The sequence below is a fragment of the Streptococcus sp. 2018162 genome, assembly GCF_019754175.1.
Lineage (GTDB): Bacteria > Bacillota > Bacilli > Lactobacillales > Streptococcaceae > Streptococcus > Streptococcus hashimotonensis.
The window spans coordinates 64,523-83,137 of the sequence record NZ_JAIJZP010000005.1; the positions used below are offsets into that span (position 1 = coordinate 64,523).

The 18,615-nt window shown below is 39.1% G+C and carries 17 protein-coding genes; 7 read left to right on the forward strand and 10 right to left on the reverse strand.

Annotation, left to right across the window (positions count from 1 at the left end):
• Positions 1-175: 175 nt before the first annotated feature.
• The 3 genes from K5Q22_RS05830 to K5Q22_RS05840 all read right to left on the reverse strand — a co-directional run bounded on the left by K5Q22_RS05830 (position 176) and on the right by K5Q22_RS05840 (position 5,516).
• Positions 176-1,408: a CapA family protein gene (locus tag K5Q22_RS05830; protein WP_205013881.1), complete on the reverse strand. Its 1,233-nt coding sequence runs from the start codon at positions 1,406-1,408 to the stop codon at positions 176-178.
• 332 nt (positions 1,409-1,740) lie between these two features.
• Positions 1,741-2,679, reverse strand: coding sequence for a dihydroorotate oxidase (locus K5Q22_RS05835; RefSeq protein WP_205013879.1), 939 nt, complete (start codon positions 2,677-2,679; stop codon positions 1,741-1,743).
• A 197-nt stretch (positions 2,680-2,876) separates the two neighbouring features.
• Positions 2,877-5,516, reverse strand: coding sequence for an LPXTG cell wall anchor domain-containing protein (locus K5Q22_RS05840; protein ID WP_205013876.1), 2,640 nt, complete (start codon positions 5,514-5,516; stop codon positions 2,877-2,879).
• 231 nt (positions 5,517-5,747) lie between these two features.
• On the opposite strand from K5Q22_RS05840, the gene gdhA reads away from it, so the two are divergent.
• Complete coding sequence (gene gdhA / locus K5Q22_RS05845; RefSeq protein WP_014636785.1) at positions 5,748-7,094, forward strand: NADP-specific glutamate dehydrogenase; 1,347 nt, start codon at positions 5,748-5,750, stop codon at positions 7,092-7,094.
• 225 nt (positions 7,095-7,319) lie between these two features.
• Here gdhA and K5Q22_RS05850 read toward each other — a convergent pair whose 3' ends face one another.
• From K5Q22_RS05850 to K5Q22_RS05870, 5 genes are all read right to left on the reverse strand, one after another.
• Positions 7,320-7,907: a DUF4352 domain-containing protein gene (locus K5Q22_RS05850; protein WP_205013875.1), complete on the reverse strand. Its 588-nt coding sequence runs from the start codon at positions 7,905-7,907 to the stop codon at positions 7,320-7,322.
• A gap of 10 nt (positions 7,908-7,917) precedes the next feature.
• Complete coding sequence (locus tag K5Q22_RS05855; RefSeq protein WP_002937530.1) at positions 7,918-8,766, reverse strand: mechanosensitive ion channel family protein; 849 nt, start codon at positions 8,764-8,766, stop codon at positions 7,918-7,920.
• Between the two features lie 61 nt (positions 8,767-8,827).
• Complete coding sequence (locus K5Q22_RS05860; protein ID WP_205013873.1) at positions 8,828-9,904, reverse strand: UvrD-helicase domain-containing protein; 1,077 nt, start codon at positions 9,902-9,904, stop codon at positions 8,828-8,830.
• Positions 9,889-11,439 (reverse strand): ATP-dependent endonuclease, encoded by a 1,551-nt coding sequence (locus tag K5Q22_RS05865; RefSeq protein ID WP_205013870.1) that lies wholly within the window; start codon positions 11,437-11,439, stop codon positions 9,889-9,891. Before K5Q22_RS05865 ends, K5Q22_RS05860 begins: the two co-directional genes overlap by 16 nt.
• A gap of 695 nt (positions 11,440-12,134) precedes the next feature.
• A complete protein-coding gene (locus tag K5Q22_RS05870; protein ID WP_205013868.1) occupies positions 12,135-12,428 on the reverse strand; it encodes a hypothetical protein in 294 nt (97 codons plus the stop codon).
• A 369-nt stretch (positions 12,429-12,797) separates the two neighbouring features.
• Here K5Q22_RS05870 and K5Q22_RS05875 point away from each other — a divergent pair, with 369 nt between their 5' ends.
• The 5 genes from K5Q22_RS05875 to K5Q22_RS05895 all read left to right on the forward strand — a co-directional run bounded on the left by K5Q22_RS05875 (position 12,798) and on the right by K5Q22_RS05895 (position 16,513).
• Positions 12,798-13,457: a recombinase family protein gene (locus K5Q22_RS05875; protein ID WP_205013867.1), complete on the forward strand. Its 660-nt coding sequence runs from the start codon at positions 12,798-12,800 to the stop codon at positions 13,455-13,457.
• Positions 13,458-13,684: 227 nt separating this feature from the next.
• Positions 13,685-14,182 carry a hypothetical protein gene (locus K5Q22_RS05880; protein WP_044985509.1) on the forward strand — a complete coding sequence of 166 codons (498 nt, stop codon included), beginning with the start codon at positions 13,685-13,687 and terminating at the stop codon, positions 14,180-14,182.
• Positions 14,183-14,202: 20 nt separating this feature from the next.
• A complete protein-coding gene (locus tag K5Q22_RS05885; RefSeq protein WP_153603742.1) occupies positions 14,203-14,373 on the forward strand; it encodes a hypothetical protein in 171 nt (56 codons plus the stop codon).
• Between the two features lie 68 nt (positions 14,374-14,441).
• Positions 14,442-15,560: a hypothetical protein gene (locus K5Q22_RS05890; protein WP_205013866.1), complete on the forward strand. Its 1,119-nt coding sequence runs from the start codon at positions 14,442-14,444 to the stop codon at positions 15,558-15,560.
• 584 nt (positions 15,561-16,144) lie between these two features.
• Entirely contained in the window at positions 16,145-16,513 is a 369-nt protein-coding gene (locus K5Q22_RS05895) for a hypothetical protein (RefSeq protein WP_205013865.1), read from the forward strand.
• Positions 16,514-16,544: 31 nt separating this feature from the next.
• Here K5Q22_RS05895 and K5Q22_RS05900 read toward each other — a convergent pair whose 3' ends face one another.
• Positions 16,545-16,766: a hypothetical protein gene (locus tag K5Q22_RS05900; RefSeq protein ID WP_205013864.1), complete on the reverse strand. Its 222-nt coding sequence runs from the start codon at positions 16,764-16,766 to the stop codon at positions 16,545-16,547.
• Between K5Q22_RS05900 and K5Q22_RS05905 the strand changes: the two genes are divergently transcribed.
• The gene (locus K5Q22_RS05905) at positions 16,749-16,904 is read left to right on the forward strand and encodes a DUF4368 domain-containing protein (protein ID WP_239514854.1); all 156 of its coding nucleotides are present in this window, start codon (positions 16,749-16,751) and stop codon (positions 16,902-16,904) included. The genes K5Q22_RS05900 and K5Q22_RS05905 overlap by 18 nt on opposite strands.
• 319 nt (positions 16,905-17,223) lie before the next feature.
• Here K5Q22_RS05905 and K5Q22_RS05910 read toward each other — a convergent pair whose 3' ends face one another.
• Complete coding sequence (locus tag K5Q22_RS05910; RefSeq protein WP_205013861.1) at positions 17,224-18,558, reverse strand: sodium:alanine symporter family protein; 1,335 nt, start codon at positions 18,556-18,558, stop codon at positions 17,224-17,226.
• Positions 18,559-18,615: the final 57 nt, after the last annotated feature.

Here is an 18,615-nt window from a genome sequence, read left to right on the forward strand (position 1 = left end):
GTGTCTCAATGAGAAGTCATCCTTCCCTTCAACCTCTCCCTTTGACCCATCTACTGCTGAGGATAGATAAAAAGCCTTGGAAACAACTACTTCCAAGGCTTTCTCTATATTCTGTTGTATCAATTACCGAACTCTTACTTCTGTTGCAATTAATAGAACTATCATTTTTTTCTCCTTACCATGATAAATTGACAAAGTCTTTCATTTCTTGATAGGCTGTATCCACACGCGCCTGTGTATCTAGATCCAATTGTCCATAGTATCGACCACCAGCGACCCAGTCTTCCAATACATAGGTCTGATAGCTAAAGCGCTCATAACCATCTAGTGAATACGTTCCCTGAGAGATACGATTCACCCAGGTTGGATGCGCTTGGGCTGTCCGAATACTTGTCTGCCCATTCTCTTTCTGAATCCTTATATCCATCAAGACACCCCGCTCGGTCCATTGGGAATTTGGTGTATCATCCATGCTTTCAATACGCTGATTGGACAGGAAATTCCCCATCGAATAGATAATCAATTTTCTCTGACCATCTTTTTCAATAATCTCTGCAGGCTCGACTACATGCGGATGCCCACCAAGAACGATGTCTGCTCCCCAATCAACCATTTGATGGTAGAGACTGGTTTGTTCCTCCGTAGGCTCCAACTGGTATTCCACACCCGTCTGAGGCATGACGATGGTAATATCTGCCTCTTTCTCAGCTCGCTCAATCTCAGCCTGCATCTTTTCAATATTAAAATCCGATAAATAGGCATCATACTCTTCTTGACTCAGCAAAGCCTCCATCCCATTGAAACCGTAAGCATAGGCTAAAACAGCTATACGGATACCATTGACTTCCCGAATGTAGAGTGGTGCAGTTGCCCGATTGCCTTCAGCGTAGACACCGACTGTATCCACACCTGCATCTCTAAATGTATTGACAGTGGAAACCAATCCAGAAAGATGTGAGTCCAAAATATGATTGTGGGCTAAGTCCACCAAATCGTAGCCTGCATCATGGATATTGTTGGCGACAATGGCAGGCGCATTAAAAAGTGGGTAACCTGCTAATTCGACATCTGGGGAAATGGTCCCTTCAAAGTCTGCGATAGCGAAATCAGCCTGTTCTATCCAGGGCTTTACGTAGGTAAAATTCTCAGAAAAATCGTAACTTCCATCTGGCTGTTCTGCTCCTCGAAGAATAGGCAAGTGATAGAGTAAATCTCCGTGGGCCATGATGCGAACAGAATTATCTGAGTGCATTGATTCTGATACCTGATTCAGCCTAGGAACTAGGTGCTCGCTTACAATAATAATCGCCAAGATAATAGTCGCTAAGCCACAAATAAAAAACAAATGCATCTTTGTCCGATAGGACGCATATCGTTTTCTGCGAATAGAGTTCGCCCTTTTCTCCATACCTTTACCCTCATACTCCCTACTTAAGAACCTTTGTTCAAAATACTGTCAGTAGTCCCTCAAAAAACTATTTCTTCCATAAAAGTACATCACTTATAAATAGATGTTCTAATATTAGTATACGACATTTTTACTAAAAAATCTAAATAAAATCAGAATTCCATCTCACAAATATATGTTTCCGACTATGTATCCCATTCCTCAAACGATTATCAGGTCGATCTTCACAGACCATTTAAAAAGAGCTAACATTATCCCTTCCTAACTCCCTAAAAGACTATCTGGGAGAACAGTACAATGTTAGCTTCTTTTTATGTCTTCAACAGATGATCTCAATCATCTAAGTGCTGTAGCTTGCCACGAAAATCCTCAATGGTCTCGTAGCCTTTTTCAGACATGATGGCCTGCAATTCAGCCGTAATGCGTTCAAAGGCTGCCACACCTTCCTTTTGCAGGGTTGTTCCAACTTGAACCATGCTGGCACCACAGAGAATGTGTTCGAAGGCATCCCTACCTGTCAAGACACCACCAGTCCCAACAATCTGAATCTCCGGTTTCAAGCGCTGGTAAAAAGCGTGGACATTGGCAAGAGCAGTCGGCTTGATATACTCTCCACCGATACCACCAAAACCATTTTTAGGCTTGATGACAACTGACTCATCCTTGATGTAGAGACCATTTCCAATCGAATTGACACAGTTGACAAAGCTGAGCGGAAATTGGTTAAAAATCGCCGCTGCTTGGTCAAAATGCACAATATCGAAATAAGGTGGCAACTTAATACCGAGTGGTTTGGTAAAGTAAGTGAAGACCTCCCGCAAGATGGTTTCTGTCGTTTCAAAATCATAGGCAATCTGCGGTTTTCCAGGGACATTGGGACAAGAAAGATTTAACTCTGTCAGCCCCTTAAAATCACTGGCTTCTACAGTTCTCAAAATCTCATGAGTCTCATCAGGCGACATTCCAACTACAGATAAAACAAATGTGCGTTCTGGCTCCGTTTCCTGCAATTCTAGTAGATAATCCAAATAATAAGCCAAGCCCTGATTTGGCAAGCCCATCGAATTGATAGAACCAAGCGGAACATTCTGATAACGTGGTTCTGGATTACCCGCGCGGTAGTCCAAGGTTGCTGTTTTTGTTACAAAAGTACCCGCCTTCGAGTTCTTAACCGCATCCAATTCTTCCTTGGTCATGCACCAAATCCCTGCCGCATTCATCAGGCAGTTGTCAAAGGTAAATCCACCGAGTGTCGTTGCTGTTGAAACCATCTTTCCTCCTATTTTCGCTCAATAGATGCCAACCATTGTCAACCAGCCATAAAAAACTGACGGCTTTCCCAGTTGGCATAACAAAGAGCGTCTTTTTTATTTGTTTCATTATAGCATAGCTTCTCTCGAGATAAGGCAAATCACTGTCAATGTTCGTATTTTAAAAAGAGAGTCCAAATGGAACTCTCTCTAGGTTATTAATTTCTACGTCTACGCTGGTTAGCAAGAGCTAATGTTCCTAGCAATGCCAAACCTGTCAATCCTAACATTGACTCAACAGAACCTGTTGCAGGTAGAGTCTTAGTTTGGGTTGCAGTTACCTTGCTACTTGTTTGAGAAACTTCTGGTTTTGACAATGGTTTAGGAGTCGCTACAGGAGCCTGCTTCAATTCTTTAGCTTCCGCCGCTTTTTGCAAAGCTAACTGTGCTTCATAAGCAAGTCTCATGCTCTTATATTTTGCTAGAGCAGTTTCAAAATCTGTCTGCGCTGCTTGTTTGGCTTCCAAGGCTGCATCACGTTGTGCAAGAGCTTCTGCTGCCGCCACTTTCGCTTCCTCAAGCAACTGCTGAGCTAGACGATAGTTCTCTTGTGCATTGAGTAAGCTTGCAAGATAAGCTTCTGCTGCTTTCAAATCTGCGACTGTTTTGGCAAGGTTAGCCTCTGCAAGTTTCAAAGCTACTTCTTTCGTTGCAGTTACTTCCTGTAAAGCGGATAGGCTTGCCTGTGCTTCTGATAAAGCATTTTTTGCAGTCGTCTGTGCTGCTTGAGCGACTGATAAATCTTGTTTTGCAACACTTGCTGCTTGTTCTTTATCAGCAAGTGTCTGCTCAGCAGTAGTTAAGTCTTGTTTTGCAGTGGCTGCTTTTTCTTTTGCATCCGTAAGAGTAGCTTGAGCCTTATCAAGTTCTGCTTGAGCTTTCGTTACTTTAGACTCAACAGATAATAATTGGTTATAAGTTGTTTGACGATTTGCAACGGTAGCTTTCGCAGTCTCTACACTTGTCTGTGCCGCTTGACGTGCTGTCTTAGCTTTCGCAAGTTCGGCCTCCTGCTTCGCTAAATTCGCTTTAGCTTGCTCAACTGCATCGCGTGCTTTTTGAATATCAACTATTTTGACTTTGACCGTTTCTTTCTTGCCATTTGGGAAGGTTACGTACACGCTTGTTTCGCCTTCTGAGATACCTGTAAGCACGCCTGATTCTGAAACTACAGCAATGTTCTCGTCAGCAGATTCCCAAGTTAGTCCTGAATAAACAGATACGACACGGGCATAGTCATCGTAAGGGGCAAAAACTGCCGAAACATTCAGCACTATATTCTGATTGACATCTGATATTATTTCAGGCGTTAGCAATTCGTAATCAAATAAATAATCTTCTTTGGCTTCTAAAATCTGTACGGCATCACCGTATAAACCAACCGCTTCTTCTGAGGTATCCCCTACAGTAAAGTGTTGTGCCACACCTGTCCACCCATCATTGCCAGCTGACAAGAAAGCTGATAGGGCTGTATGGGTGTAATTCGGATTGATTAGTGATACATAGTGACCTACTACCGCATCCGGAGTCTGGTTCACAAAATCTTCTTTTTCTGCGTAGAACTGCTCAATAGCCGTCAACATTGCATCACCTGATCGACCAAAATTCCAAGCCAAATTCTCAGAACGTACGGCTACAATTTCAGGATTATCAGTGTCTACAGTAAAGACGCTCTTATCTGTCCAACGAATGTGCCCCAAGGTATACTCTGCCTCTGCAGCACGAATTTGAGTTGTATACTCTAAAATAGTTGACCACTTAAGAGGTACATAACGATCTACAAGGCCTTCATCAAAAGCTTCCTTACGAATTTCATTAATTCTAGCTAAGATAGCTGCTTGATCAGGTTCGTAGAAGGTGCCTGACACACCCACCATAGCATTTCCTTCAGACGGCTCTTCAACCTCTGCTCCGAAGAATTCTAGCGGAGTTAATTCTGTTCCATCTGAAACCAAACTAGCTAGATATGCTTCTGCTGCTGCAACTGCCGCTTGAGCTTCTTTAACACTTGATTCAGCCGTAGTCACCGCAGCTACTTTTTTAGCCAAATCAGCCTCAGCAGCAGCCTGTGCTTGTTTGGCTTGAGCTAAGTTCTCCTTGGCTACCGCCAATTGTTGAGCTGTTTCCTTATCAGCTTGTTCAGCCGTTTGCAAAGCGGCTTGGGCTGCCTGAACTGCTTGCTCAGCAGTTGCAACTTGGTTGGTAGTTGTCGCTACATTTGCCTCTGCTGTTGCAAGAGAGGCTTGGGCTTCGGCAACTTGGTTAGTTGCTGCAGTAGCCGTAGCTTGTGCGGCAGATAATGTAGAATTAGCTTTTTCATAGGCTGTCTGTGCTTGAGCCACCTTCTCAGCTGGAACCTTTTCAGCCTTCTTAGCCTCAGCCAGTTCCTTTTCAGCAAGAGTTTGAGCTGTTTCTTGACTGGCAGCTGTTTCTTTTAACTCTTCTATAGTAGTCTGAGTCTTTTCAATTTCTTCCTCAGTAGCCTTCGCTACAAGCTCTTCAGCTTTTGCTAGATTATCAGTCGCCTCCACAACGCCTTGAACAGCGTTAGCAGCAACTTGTTCCTTAACCGTAGCAGTATTTGAAGCAGCTTGGGCAACTTGCTCAGCTTCTGTCACAGCTGCCTGTGCACTTGCAAGCTCTTGCTCACTAACAACTTTTACTGGTGCAGTTTGTTCTTCTGAGACAGTAGGAACAATAGTATCGGCACTGACTTGGTTTGCTTGAAAACCAACTGTCCCAACAGCTAAAACACCTGTAGCAAGCGTTACTGGAATAGCAACAGATTTCTTTTTCATATATATTACCCCTATATTTTACTTACAACTTTTATATTATACTATCATTCCTCATTTGTCAATGTTCGTATGTAAAGAAAGTCTACTTTTTGTCTACTCGCAACTTGCTCAGAAAGTTTAGAAAAATTATCATTTTTTTCTTTACATTTAAAAATCATGGTGCTATAATAATTATCAGATAAATTAAATTGTCAGACAATTTAATGAATAAAAAAGAAATCAGGTGATCCCATGTCAAATGCCAAAGCTTACATCCAAGCTTCTTTTGAAGCAGTCAAAGCCCGCAACCCACATGAAACAGAATTCCTCCAAGCTGTAGAAGAGCTCTTCTCTACACTTGAGCCTGTTTTTGAAGCACACCCAGAATACATCGAAGAAAACATCTTGGCCCGTATCGTTGAGCCTGAGCGTATCATCAGCTTCCGTGTTCCATGGACAGATAAAGATGGAAATGTTCAAGTCAACCGTGGCTACCGTGTTCAGTTCAACTCAGCTGTAGGTCCTTACAAAGGCGGTCTTCGCTTCCACCCAACTGTAAACCAATCCATCTTGAAGTTCCTCGGTTTTGAGCAAATCTTCAAAAACGTCTTGACTGGTCTTCCAATCGGCGGTGGTAAAGGTGGTTCAGACTTTGATCCTAAAGGCAAGACAGACGCTGAAATCATGCGCTTCTGCCAAAGCTTCATGACTGAATTGCAAAAACACATCGGACCTTCACTTGACGTCCCTGCTGGTGACATCGGTGTCGGTGGTCGTGAGATTGGTTACATGTACGGTCAATACAAACGCCTTCGCCAGTTTGATGCAGGTGTCTTGACTGGTAAACCTCTTGGCTTCGGTGGTTCATTAATCCGCCCAGAAGCAACTGGTTACGGTTTGGTTTACTTCACTGATAACATGTTGGCAGCAAACGGTAAATCCTTCAAAGACCAAACAGTCCTTATCTCAGGTTCTGGTAACGTTGCCCAATATGCTGTTCAAAAAGCGACTGAACTCGGTGCAAAAGTCATCTCTGTTTCAGACTCAAATGGTTACATCATTGACGAAACTGGTATCGACTTCGACCTCTTGGTGGACATCAAAGAAAAACGCCGCGCTCGTTTGACAGAATACGCTGCAGAAAAAGCAACTGCTAAGTACTTCGAAGGTTCTGTATGGAACTACGATGGCAAGGCTGACATTGCCCTTCCATGTGCGACTCAAAACGAAATCAACGGCGAGCAAGCTGCTGCCCTTGTGAAAAATGGCGTTTACTGTGTGGCTGAAGGTGCCAACATGCCATCTGACCTTGATGCTATCAAAGTTTACAAAGAAAATGGCGTTCTTTACGGCCTTGCAAAAGCAGCCAATGCTGGTGGTGTAGCCGTATCTGCCCTTGAAATGAGCCAAAACAGCCTTCGCTTGTCATGGACACGTGAAGAAGTAGACGGCCGTCTCAAAGACATCATGGCAAACATCTTCAACACAGCCAAAGAAACTGCTGAAAAATACGACCTTGGTACAGACTACCTTGCAGGTGCTAACATCGCAGCCTTTGAACAAATTGCGGATAGCATGATTGCCCAAGGTTTGGTATAAGCTTACTTTTAGTTTACTAAACTATAATAAAAACGCCCCCAAAATTGACGTGCTAATTTTGGGGGTATTTTTCGTTAAAAAAAAGAGGAGAACAGTGAATAAATATGTTCTCCTTTTTTAAATGTAAAAATAACAGATAGGTCGATTATCAAGCCGAACAATCTGAACCAAGGAGCGTTATAAACCCGCAAAATTGTGCAGTATTTAAAACTTTTTCTACAGCGATTAGATACCTTCTGCGACTAATTCTGTCCACATGGCATCTTCGTAGGTAAAACCAAAGTTTGTTTCATCATCTATACCGTAGATAAGTTTTACTTGTACTTTCTCTCCTGGCTTCAACTTTTCAACTAGATTCACATCGTAGGTCCGTAAATCCAGAGAAAACGGAATCTGACTAACCGGATCAATGAGACTGAAATAGTATTCATCAAAATAGAGTTCTTCTGCGGTCGAATTTTCAACTTCCATTTCAACAACATAAGCTGTGCTGTAATAGCTATCTACTAGTTCTACGCTATCGTCTTTGCCCATAGACGTTACTGTCACATGAAGACCATCAGAAAAATCAACTGAGTCACCAACTTGGTACTCCGTGTATTCCACAGTCTCGTCAATGTATCCGTCACTACCTGTATCCCAATTATCAAAATTTGCTGCGCTTAGGCCAATCATAAAAATAAAACAGGTTACTCCTAGGATAAAGGAGAGAACGGCACCAGCAATGGTTGTCCAAAAGAGAGGCTGTTTGTACAAGGGTTTCTTCTTATAGTACATCTGCCCATTTTCAACGACAAAATCTTTTGTTTGCATAATAAACTCCTTATTTTAAAACAGTTGGCCCACTTGAAGGTAAATCTATTCCCGCTTGACGCAGAGCATCTTGATAAAAACCAAAGAATTGATGATAGATCTTGTTCTGTTGACCGTTGGCTACGAAAAGATTAACACGAAATACAAACTGTCCCGAAATAGCGTTTTGGGGACCTAATACAGTCACACCTGTAATCTGGTCAAAATTGCTGATTTCTCTCAAATTGACCTCTTCTATTACGCGATAGACTTGTTCCAAATCGGTATTAAATTTGAGCGGAATATCGATTTGAGCCCGCATGTCCCCTCTTGACTGATTGGACACCACTAGAATGTTGCGATTGGGAATAAAATGCAATGTCCCATCTGCATCACGTACTTGTGTTGTTCGGATTCCCATACTAACGATGGTTCCTGAAATGGTAATGGGTCCGTTGGTTAACTTAACCACATCTCCGACGTCAAACTGTCGTTCAATTAAGATAAAGAATCCATTGACCAAGTCTGAGAGAAAACCTTGTGCGCCCAGCCCAACAGCTACCCCAGCAATCCCGGCTCCTGCAAGAAGACTGGATACCGGTAAACCGAGGATACTCAAAATACAGTAGATAAGGATAAAGTAGAGTAGGTAATTTAGGATGCTTTCCACCAGACGACTGATGGTCTTCTGACGACCAATGTCTTGTGTAGATACCTTTAGAGAGGGAACCAAAACCTTTTTCACAGAAGCTTTGGCTATCTTCTTGATAATGTAAAATGCAACAAAGAGTAAAACAAGCGATAAAACCTTATTTAGACCTGCTGTCACAATGGCCTCAATATTAAATTGAGACAAATACTTGGTAATAAAATCATTCATGAGATAATTATACCACAGCCCAGACAGCAGTCCAAGATTAAGATTAACCTATACCCACAATTTATATGCTGTTCTTATATTCCGCAAAAATAGTACTGGAAATCAAATAAACATCCCCCAATGAACGAGTTAACGCAACATATAGCTTATTTCGTACTTCATTGGATAGAGTATCCCAATTTGATAGAGTGCTGGTTGGTTTGGTTAGTATTATGCAAGTTTTAGGATAGGTATCACCTTTTGAGTAAGACCAATTAATAAAATTACTAACACCTGGGCACTTAAACCTATTATCCCAAACCAATTTGGGAATATTAGAGTTCATTAATATAGGTGTAGCATCAGAAATATTATCTAGCCACTTAATTTCTCCGTTACTATCAGATGAAGATTCGATTGGAATACCTAAATGATTATTGATAAAGCTACAAACTTTCGGAGCTACCCTACGACTTTTTACTAGAGTAGTTGTGTCAATTATGACTTTTTTAGGTAATTTTTGGGACAAATCATCAACAGAAGATATTATAGAAAATGGAAGGTCTGAGCCGTTACCGTCTCTTCGTATATTAGCAACCAAGCTTTGAAATATATCACCTACAGCAACAACATTGGTTTCAGGTGACTTCATAAGATATTCTATAAGCTTAAAATCCCAGCCGTTATAATCTTGAAACTCATCTATGTAAATCGTATCACAAAAATATTTCAATCTATTAAGTGCATTCTTTTTAAAATCACGATTCTGTTTCATAAAAAACTTACTTAACCTTGTTACATAGAATTTATCATTTAATAAAAAGTGATTAGGATTATCTAGCTTAAAATAGTTACCATAATCACGAGAGTCTGTTGAAGGTTTAATATTTACCTCAACCCCTCTACTTTTTATACCTGGAAAATTAGCCACAGGTTCAAAAGGTCGAACTAATTGATTATAAACAAATGAATCAAATGTCGAAATTCGAATATTTTCTGGCATCATCCCATCAAAACGCTTCAATAATTCCTTACGAATATTCTCAACATTTCGATGAGTGAATGTAATAAGGTATACTCGTTCTTTATCAGAAAAATCATTTGCAATAAAATACGTTTTTCCAGCACCTGCGGACGCCAATACTACTCTTTTATCCATTGAACCGCCTCAATTAAATATTCCGGAAGAGAGAGTGAGCTAATCTCACTTTCAATAAGTAGAGCATTTTCTGTTTTATTTTTCAACATATGCGCACACGCTTTGGCCATTGTTTTACCATCATATTCTGCCTTCGTCTGTTTATTCTTATATTTTTCATCAAAAAACTCCGTGTTTTTATTATAAAAAGCGACTTCGAGTGTCCAATTATCACAATTACTGTCAGAAAAAATACTAAATAAATCCGTATTGTTATATTGTTCATCTTTACCGTCATTATCGGTAATTACTGCAACTTTCTTATTTAATGACTCTGCAATTTTGCGATATCTTTCATAGGAAATGCTACCCATCGAAATTATTTCAATACCATCCGCTTCAAGTCTACTACCTACAACTTTCTCGTAGATAGCTGGGAGGATGATATATTCTGCAGCCCCCTCAACTAAAATTACTTTTTCAGCCAATATAAACCTTAAAACATCCAAGTTGTCAATTTTTGAAAAATACATTGATGTATCACTATCTAATTTTTCTAACTTTTTTATTTCTTTATCTGACAACCATATTACATTTTTTAAATCAAGTCTACTTACCACCAGAGAGCTGTGAGATACAATAATCACTTGCTCGGTAGTTCTCTGTTTTAGTAAATTAATTAATTTTCTCGTATTGGTAAAGCTTAAGTGGTTCTCAGGTTCATCGATAAAAATAACATCAAATATTCCATTCGATAGAGATACTTCTGTTTTTATTAGGTTTTCCTTACCTTTTCCCATATCTTGAATCGAAACATTATTTTCATAAATATCAATTAATTTAAGAATATCCGTCTTGCTGGAATCAAATCCAATGTGTTTCTCGCTATCAATTTCCAATTCTGTTTTCTGGTTAGTAATAAAACTTTGAAGACTTTGCTTAAATTTAGAGGCTATCTGTCGATGTGTTACCGAATCTACTTTAGCATTATAAAGACTCCGTGCATACCCACCAAATAAGTCATATTTTTGAGTAGAATTATCTAAAAAAATGATATCACCTGAAAGTAGTTGACGCTTATAACTTTTCCCTTGAAACGTGGTCCATGAAGAGCGATAATATTCGATCGGAACTACATTATTCTGAGCAAACTCAGAAAAATTAACATCGTTCAAAAAGTCCATATCGAGACTATATTCGAACTTAATACCACAACGACATTCATTGTTTTTAGGGTTATCGTAGTGCAATCCAGAAAATTCTGATGCCTTCAAAGAGTTTCCAAAATCTAAAAATACTTCAATATCAATTCTTGGAAGTGTATCTTTGCTAGGGTTATCGAAAAAGTCCTGAACTTCTTCTTTGTTTAGATATCTATCAAATGATGAATCTGAACGATTAAAAATAGATTGATTCAAGACTATATCTAAAGCTACCAAAAGACTGGATTTCCCGCTTTCATTTTCTCCTACTATCACTGAAACATCATCATTAAATTCCACATTCAATTCTTTAAATTTTTTAAAACCTTTAATTCTAATTTCTTTAATTTTCATTGCAGTACATCTTTCGTATTTTTTCTATAACACTATTGTAACACACCTTAATATTCTATGTTATATTCTGTAAAACTGAATCGAATGTTAAAGTCCTGTTGGAAAGGGAGATTTAAGCCTTTGAATTTTTAGTAGTTAACACCAAATGGTCTATATAAGATTTTGTTCGTCGGTATTCTGAAGAAATAAGAAAATAAATCGAGGTGAAGTTTGGGGGCAAAAGATATTACAAAGCATTGTGAATGTTTTAGAAATTAAAGATAAGTAATAATCCTAGTAATAAATAGATTTATGAGGGAATGTTCGGATTTCACAAGTTAACAACATAGTAACGAAAAAATATTGTAAAAATGCAGTAAAATCAGCACATTTTATGATATATTATGGTAAAATAGGTAGTAGATGGCTAACTTTTAGTTTTTATTTTTTGAAATTTCGAGAGTCCCCAAGCTTGCATTATCGGTTGAGATGTGATAGAATAGCATAGTTGTTACTTAAAAAATGAACCTTTCAGAATCTTGAAAATTTTCTGAAAACATTCATTTTATCAACAATAAAAAACCATTCCAAAAGAGGAATAGTTCTTTACATTTAAGAAGGCAACTGACTACTGGTACTAGTCAGACTGATTGCTCATTTCAAAACTCATACTAGAATTCCTCATACTGGAAAACCGTGGGTGTTTTGAAATTATTTTATCTACCGTGACGATGGAATCGTCGCGGTTTTTTCTTGCTCTTGCAAGAGGTGGATGAAGCCTTAAGGGCTTCATTGTTGCTTTGTTCTACTAGAAACACCATTCGATATTTCAAGTAAACAAGGATAGCGACCAACAGCACATTGACCATAAACACAACAATCGTAAAAAGATTTGGGTTGATGAACATTGTAGCTGAACTATACATCAGATTTTCAAGTGTTGAGTCAAGCATCGGTTGAACAACATCTTCAGATACTTGAATCAATCTTGTTTTCTCTAATCTTGGCATAGGCAACACCCTCCTTTCTTTTAGGATAATAAACTAAAAGAAATAAGTAACGCAGCAAGCCTTCTTAAATTATAAAACACCCACAAAACAACCCAACCACAAACACTAAACCGTTCTTTATGATAGCGTTAATAGAAAAGATAGATGGCTTCCAGAAAACTGGAATATCTATGGTTCTGTCACCTTATCTGAACGATTTGTTTTTGTTTTATCGTTGAATTATTTTGAAGGTGTTTTTCCGTCCAGTCTAAATTAGTTTATGGGTCTCCCCAACTTCTTCGATATTATCATACATTAAATTTTGAGAGTTGTCAAGAGTGGAACACTACCATGATATCCCTGCTACAATAGTAAAGCAAGGAGGGAAATGTGAAGAAAATCATCAAGCGATATCAAGAAAAAGGCTCTATCATCATTGGATACGCCCGTGTTAGTTCAACAGACAACCGCCAAGAACTGGGGCTAGAAGTTCAAAAAGAAGCCCTGAGTTTCTGTGACAAGCTTTACATCGAAAAAGAATCGGGTGGCAAACAAGACCGCCCGCAACTTCAAAAAGCTCTCAAGCTCGCCAAGGATTGTGCTGAAAGTGGCATAGAAACCAGCTTTGTGGTGTATAAGCTAGACCGCCTGACCAGAAAAATGCTCCACCTATCTGCTATCATCTCGGAGCTAACTAGATATAACATCCGTCTTCAATCCATACATGAACAAATCGAAACAGACTCACTAACCGGCAAATTCTTCTGCCTGATGCTGGGCTATGTGGCAGAGTGGGAGCTTCAAGCCATTTCAACACGCACCAAAGATGGACTGCGTAAAGCCAAAGAACGCGGTGTGAAATTAGGCAATAAAGGCATATCAAAATCCAAAGAAAAACAAGTTATTATAAGTTATCTGGAAGAAGAAATGACCGTTCGAGACATCGCCAGCCAGTTCCAGATTTCCACGGCTACTATTTACAGCGTCCTGAAGCGTAACAATATCCAAATAAACAGAAAAATTAACCCAAAAATCGTTGACAAAAGCTAGAAAAAATAGTAAATTAAACTCGTAAAAATGTTTTAGCAGACAGTCGTTTGTTAAAACAATCAAAGTTATCAATAAAAAATATTAGAAATGCTGATTTGACGGGGTTTTTGAAGCCTTGCCAAGTCGGCATTTTTTGATTTTTCATTGTTTTAGTTAACGACCGTTCACTAAAACACACTCAAACCCTATTGTAGCAGGGATTTTGAAGAAAAAAATGGAGGGATTTTATGGAAAAGATAATAATTGCTTGTATAATAGGTATTTTTATCTATTGTATCCGCAATTTTTTCATAGGGCAACGCCGAGATGAGCTACTCAATCAAGGAGCCATCGAATCGCGAGATAAATTATTTTTATCTCAAGAGCATTGCTTCTTTTCAAGCAAAATTAGTTCTGTTCAAGAGATATTATCCGTATTGGATATGGGGAGTTTCAAAGATAACCATATCCAACTGTTAAACGTAACAGATGACGGTGATGCTGTTTTCAAAATAACGAATAATATCATTATCAAGGAAAGCTATGTTCTCGCTCTTTTAGCGTCTGAAATTAGAAATGAAGAAAAAGCATATATGCTTGTTATCACCAACACATATAATTGTGAGAAGAGTATTATAGAAAATCCTTACAATGTCTTATTGACTCAAGTCGAGCGAGCTATCAAAAAACTTGATAACAATGCAACGGTTGAACGTCGCGTCATCCAATACCATACAACAAAATAGAATGATTTAGGAGATTAAAAATGAATGCAGAAACACTTTATGTAATCCTCGTTATCGGAATCATTATAGGTGGAAATATTTTGTACCGCATTTTGATGAGAGGTGTATATCATTTAGAGGACTCATATAAAAATAAACGCAACCAAACTAAACAAAATTCGACAAACAGTGATAAACGTGAGAAATTATAATTTCTTTGGAAAATTATATATTGAAGTTCTTCAATTTAAATAACATAATGTTAGTTAGAAAGGTAATTATGAAAAAGATTCAAAAAATACTTGCAAGCATCATTGCTTACTGTATATTACTTCTCACCCTGAATAGTAATACTGTTTTCGCAGAACCTACGCCACTATCACTTTACGAAGATAACAATATACGATTTGCGCCACTAGCCACAGGTGCAGAGAATCCAGACAATCTCTACGGCATAATCGGAAACCGAGACCGCAAGTATGATGATGACGTTCGCGCATTCTTGCTTAAAGGGGTTGTGGGTTCTAACGTCAAAGACCTCGTAATTTATCTGAAACCTGGGGAGTCTTTCACAATCGACTCTCCCACCATACCTGGAAGAACTATAGATTCCGTTATGCACGACTCAGTTCGCGGAAACCAGTTTGTCACAGTAGATAATAAAATTCCCCTCCCGCTTACTATCTCTTATGATGATCTGGTTGAGAGAGGTCCTTTTAATAATGACGAGCAAATAGTATCCTACAAGGATCGATACTTTCTCAGAGGAGAATATGATCCTCGTTTCGAAGACCCATTTATTCATTTAGACGGTTACTATGTATTAGACTATGATGGCTCAAAATTTAATACAGATTTCGCATTAAGAGTATTTGACAGTTTCAGCTGGGGGTATGCTGGTGGTCCTCTAAGCGTTCCATTCAAGATGTATGTACTAGAGGGCGAGGTCTTACCTCTACCAGAGAGTTTATATGGACAAACGCTTACTGGTATCGCTTTTGTGCGTAGTAGATCTGCATATGCAGTTACGGACGTATACACAAATAACATTGTATATAGCGATATTCACAATCAATATGATGACGCTATACTATTTATGTTTTACTCTGAAGGTTCATCAAACTTTGATTTATCAACTAACGGGCAATCTTGGGAAGCTTTAGATTTTAACAAAGTTCCAGGTGTCCAAGAAAAATTAGACGAAATAGAAGCCGATAAAATTGCTTCTGAGACAGAGGAATCAACTTCTGCTGAGGAATCTGAAGATACTCAATATATTGAAGAAGAGCCAACCGAAACCAAATCAAATTCTGTCAATGGAATAGTAGTGGTTGTTGGAATCTTAATTGTACTATCTACTATTTCTTTTATAGCATTTTACAGCAAAAGGAATAAATAACTAATTGGTCCCGTATATGGGACTTTTTTGCTTCTCCGAGATAGTTACTTTAACTTCTGCACAAAGTTTATAAACCTAGTATCATACCCACTTGCCTGGAAATTTTTCTAGTTTTCTTATTCCCATCGCTATTCGCTTCGAGTGAGATTTTGTTGGCGGGGTGTCGCCATTTCTGGGGTATTTTGTCAGGCGACTTATTATCATTTAAGGTTATTTTTGAGGGCGGTCAAGGTATTTTATTACTACTATATAAAGTCCCTGTAACCTTCAATAATGGATGGACGGGCGAGATGAATCTAAAATACGAGGACAAGCCAGCCATCGCTATCCTCAAAATCAAGCAAGCTCAATATGAATTTCCCATACTGTATCAAAAAATATATCTATCACTATCTAATAACTACCCTTGATAATTAATCCTCTGTATCGCTATTTCCTGCCCATATAACTTCTGATTTAGTTCTTTGGTTTCTTCTTTTGAAGCCCATTTCAAGATTGTAAAAACTACATCGAAAAAGACTGGACTTCCTTAGTAAAGAGAGTTATCATTGTCCAGTAATAACAATTTAACAGATAAGGAATTTATGAACGACTACAAAGCCAAACAAAAATTAATAGCACTTGGTGAAGAAATTCGCCAACATACGCTTTGGGGTTTGATACCAGAAATGCCCGAATTGGATTGTACCGAACTTGGAGCGTATTTGCCAGTCGTAAGCTTGCCTGCGTTTATTTATAATTTGACCGTAAAAAACGGCGTTATGAGCTACGCCGTAACAAGTTTCGAGCAATTTACCAAACATACCGAAATCTACGAAATTAACGCCACACTTTGGGAATTTATGGTAAAACTTCAAGCGGTTATAGATAGTCAAACTGAAAAAGAATTTTGTAGAAACCTGCTTGAAGTTTTGCGGATAGAAGTTTATTTTGTAAAAGAATGGGATGATTAGAAATGCCTCAGCTGAATAAGCTGGGGTATTTTTACGATAATCGATACCCCTCTAATTCTTCCACACTTCCTGCCTCCTCCACCTTCTCAACTGGCGCAAGGTAAAAATCAATCGGTAGGTTAGTGTGTTGCTCGACAAAAAGCTTGGATAATTCTTCAAAGAAATTATCATCGGTTTCAATACCTAAAATATCAAGCAACTTCAAACCAACCGTTGTAAAGGTATTGATAAGTTTATGCGAACTATCCGCCAATACACAAAACTCGAAACTTTAACAACGCAGTTAGTGAATGAGTTAATTGACAAAATTATCATTCACCAACCAACTGGACGTGGCAAAAAACGACAAGTCACTATCGAACTACATTACCGATTTATTGGAGAACTATAAGACAAAACGAGCGAACTAAAACTCGCTCGTAGAATAATAACTAATGGACTGCTCGTTGAGGGGTGGACATTATAGCAGAAAACATCCTAAAAGAACAAAAAGACAGCCAAGTGGTTGACTTAGAACGTAGACAAACTCCTAAAAATATTAAAAATTGAAGAAGTTTGCGAAAGATAGCAAGTCATTAAACTCCTAGAAACATTGATATTTCACGTTTCTGAGAGTTTTTTATTTTTAACATAAAGAAAAAGATTGAAGAAAATTGGTCCAAAATGGACTTTTTCTTCAATCTGAGACAGCCAAACGACTGTCTTTTATCTTATTTCTTCTTTGCAAAATACTGGCGTGTCTCCTTGATGATAACAGGAGAGAGAGCTAGTAAGGCAATCAAGTTTGGTAGGGCCATGAGACCATTTACAATATCGGCAATGGTCCAAATCAAGTCTAGTTTGAGGAAACCACCAAGGGCTACCATTGCCACAAATAACAGACGATAAGGCAAGATGGATTTGGTACCGAATAGAAACTCGATACAGCGTTCACCATAGTAAGACCATCCGAGAATAGTTGTAAAAGCAAAAAGTACCAAACTAATCGTCAAGGCAATAGATCCTGCATTGCCAAAAACTGTTGCAAAAGCTGCCTGTGTCAGAGGAGCTCCTTCCAATCCTTCGACAGACCACTGACCTGTCACCAAGATTGTCAAACCTGTTAAGGTACAGATAATAATCGTATCGATAAAGGTACCCGTCATAGAAATCAAGCCTTGCTCAACAGCATTATCAGATTTGGCTGCTGCAGCTGCTATAGGCGCCGAACCTAGACCAGATTCATTTGAAAACACTCCACGCGCAATACCACGTTGGATTGCTTCTTTTACAGTTGCCCCTACAAAGCCACCTACTGCTGCTGCAGGTGAGAAGGCAGATTTCAGAACCAAACCAAGTGTCGGAAGCAGTTCATTCCAGTGAACTAACAAGACTATCAAACTTGCCAAAATATATAAAATCGCCATGAAAGGAACGATTTTGGTCGAAACATCCGAGATTTTTTCAATTCCCCCAAAGATAAAGAAAGCAATTGAAATGGCTGTTACCATGCTGACCAACTGGGGAGCTAATCCAAAACTCGAAGACATGGAAGATGCAATCGAATTAACCTGTGAAAATGTCCCCATCCCCAAAAGCGCTACGAGGACACCTGAGATAGCAAAGAAAACAGCCAAGGGTTTCCACTTCTGTCCCATCCCCAAGGTGATATAATGCATAGGTCCACCTGCTGCTTGACCGTTGGCATCCTTGGTACGGTATTTAATGGCTAAAAATCCTTCCGCATACTTAGTTGCCATCCCGAAAAAGGCTGCTACCCACATCCAGAAAAGAGCCCCTGGTCCACCTGTCGTAATAGCCGTTGCCACACCGACGATATTTCCCGTACCAACTGTCGCTGCCAAAGCTGTACAAAGAGCTGCAAAGCTAGACACATCTCCCTGACCAGACTGGTCACTAGAGAAAATCAGACGAAAGGCGGTTGGTAACTTGCTAACTTGAAACATCCCTAAACGGAGTGTAAAGTAAACACCCGTACCGACCAAAAGTATTAAGAGAGGCGGTCCCCAAACAAGATTGTTGATAGCCTTAAATAGTTCTAACATAGTTCCTCCTAAGCATAATTCTTAATCCGATAAAGCTGCCGGAAAAACAAAAAGAGG